The following is a 2,584-nucleotide window of genomic DNA, read 5'->3' as shown; positions in this document are numbered from 1 at the left end:
TGAGTATTCGGAGGTTTGGGAGCCACCCAATATTGCCTCGGGGGGCCAGTGATATTGCCGGTGGGGGCCAGCGGCCGTCGCTGTGGAAGCCACCGGCTCCCACCGGCATCTGCTCACTACTGGTTCATGGTGGAGTGCTCCCGCATGTTGTGGCTGCCTGTATCGACCCAGACGGTGTTGTGCACGATGCGGTCCATGATCGCGTCAGCATGAACCCCGGATCCGAGTCGCTGGTGCCAATCCTTCTTAGCGTACTGGGTGCAGAACACCGTCGAAGCGGTGTCGTAGCGGCGCTCTAAGAGCTCCAACAACATGCTGCGCATGGACTCATCGGGATGATCCAGCAGCCACTCATCGATCACCAACAGAGTGAACGCGGCGTACTTCTTCAGGAACTTCGTGGTGCCCTGAGGTTTGTCCTTCGCCAGCGCCCAGGCCTCCTCGAGGTCAGGCATGCGGATGTAGTGAGCCCGGATCCGATGCTGACAGGCCTGCTTGGCCACCGCGCACCCGAGGTAAGACTTCCCAGATCCAGTGAATCCCTGGAACACGACATTCTGCTGCCTCTCGATGAACCCACACGTGCCCAGCGCAGCGATCACCGTGCGGTCCAGGCCGCGTTCTTCCACCAGATCGATCCGGCGCAGGTCCGCAGCCGGGTAGCGCAGCCCGGCCCGACGGATCAGTCCCTCGACCTTGGCGTGGTTGAACGCCGAATGGGCCTCATCGACGACCAGCTGGAGCCTGTCCTCGAAGGCCATCCCGAGCACGAGGTTCTCGTCTTGAGCCTCCAGGGCCTCCAAGAAGGCGGCGGCGCCCATCTCGCGGAGCTTACGTTTGGTCTCGATGTCGATCCCGCTCACTTGGCACCTCCTGCGTAATAGCCGGGCCCACGAACGTATCCGCCCTCTTCGGCTGGTTCCTTCCGTGGCGGCCGCAACAGGTCGCTCTTGTCCTGTCCGGTCACCAGGACCGGGTGCAGATGGCTATACCGTGGCGACCGCACCGGGCTTGTCAGTGCCAGCGCGCAGGCGGCCTCCACTCGTTCTGCAGAGAACCGACGCGATAACCGCAGCACCGCCAGAGCGGGGTCCAGGCCTTGTTCCTGGATCGGGACAGACTCAAAGATCCGGTTCACCACGGTCACCGCCGCCGGGCCGATCCTCTCGGCCCAGTCGAGCACCCGCGCCGGGTCCCATTGTCGGTAGCGCTCACCGGCGGGCAGGTCAGCGTCGTTGGTGTGGTACTCATTGGCGGAGCCCTCCGGCAGCAGCAGGTGACTGCTCAGCCGTTCTTGGCCTCGGTATGCCTGCAGCACCCGGTCGGTGATCCGCAGATCGACCTTGGTGCCGATATGGGCGAAGGGCACCGAGTAGTAGTTGCGCTCCCAGATCACGTGTCCGTTGCGGGCCACCCGGCGCCCGTAGGCCCACCTGCTGATCTCATAGCCCACCATCGGAAGCCCACTGAGCAGCGGCTGCTCCTCGGCGGCGAACACGCCGGCCCGTGACCCGGGCCGCTTCTGGAACGGCTCCTGATTGTAGGCCTCGATGCGGTCGGCGATCGCGGCCTTCAGCTGCGCCAGCGTGGCGAACCGCTGCTCCCGCAACCCGGCGATGACCCAGGTCGCCACATGGGCCACGGTGTTCTCCACACTGGCCTTGTCCTTGGGTTTGCGCACCCGCCCGGGCAGCACTGCTGCAGAATAGTGGGCGGCCATCTCCCGGTAGGCATCGTTGAGTACGATCTCGCCCTCGCGGGGATGCTTGATGACTCCGGTCTTGAGGTTATCCGGCACGATCCGCGGCACGCTTCCGCCGAAGGTTTCGAACATCGCCACGTGCGCCCGCAGCCAGGTGTCCTGCTTCATGTCCAGGGTGGGCTCGACGAACGCGTACCGGCTAAACGGAAGACACCCCACGAACAAGTACACCGTCGTGGTCTTGCCCGTGACTGGGTCGTGGAGCTCCATGGTGGGTCCCGACCAGTCCACCTCCACGGTCTGTCCGGCCTTGTGCCCGACCCTCGAGGCCGCCCCAGTGACCAACACGTGGCGCTGGTAGGTCCTGCAGAACCGGTCATAGCCCATCGCCGGGGCCCCGGAAGCGCCGCATTCATCGACGTATTCGCCGTGGAGCAGCTTCAGCGTCACCCCGACCCTGGCCAGCTCCTTGTGGATCCGTTCCCAGTCCGGCTGGGCGAACACGCTCTGATGCTCACCGCGACCCGGGAACAGCAGTTCATACACTTCCGCGTCGGGATGATCGGCGACATCGTCCCAGCCCACACCGGCCGCGTCGGCGGCCTCCAGCACCGCGGTGACGCTCTTGCGAGACATGCCCTGCGATGCCGCGATCACCCGCCCGGAGAGTCCCTCGGCACGTAACTGCAGCACCAGCTTCGCTCTGATCTTGCGTACCATTGACGATTCTCCTTCCGCCGTGTGCCCAATACACACGGCGGAAGGAGCTTAAGCTCGGTGGCCCCCACGCACACCATCACCGGCCTCGACGCCCGCTATCGCCGGACCCGAGTGCTGGCCCCGGAACGCACGACCAGTGGACCCCAGCGAAGCCAATATTCA

The 2,584-nt window shown here is 64.9% G+C and carries 2 protein-coding genes; both read right to left on the bottom strand.

The window, feature by feature from the left end:
- Positions 1-116: 116 nt before the first annotated feature.
- Positions 117-863: an ATP-binding protein gene (locus BCL67_RS15045; RefSeq protein ID WP_106124210.1), complete on the bottom strand. Its 747-nt coding sequence runs from the start codon at positions 861-863 to the stop codon at positions 117-119.
- On the bottom strand, positions 860-2,422 hold the full coding sequence (gene istA, locus BCL67_RS15040) for an IS21 family transposase (RefSeq protein WP_106124209.1): 1,563 nt from the start codon (positions 2,420-2,422) through the stop codon (positions 860-862). Before istA ends, BCL67_RS15045 begins: the two co-directional genes overlap by 4 nt.
- Positions 2,423-2,584 lie beyond the last annotated feature (162 nt).

Origin of the sequence: Nesterenkonia sandarakina, from assembly GCF_003003175.1 — a bacterium.
Classification (GTDB): Bacteria; Actinomycetota; Actinomycetes; order Actinomycetales; family Micrococcaceae; genus Nesterenkonia; species Nesterenkonia sandarakina_A.
Note: the sequence above shows the minus strand (reverse complement) of the source record. Positions and strands in the feature narration are given on the sequence as shown.

Bases quoted from the DNA above. Each gene is read 5' to 3' on its own strand.
- istA (WP_106124209.1), bottom strand. From the start codon at position 2,422: ATGGTACGCAAGATCAGAGCGAAGCTGGTGCTGCAGTTACGTGCCGAG.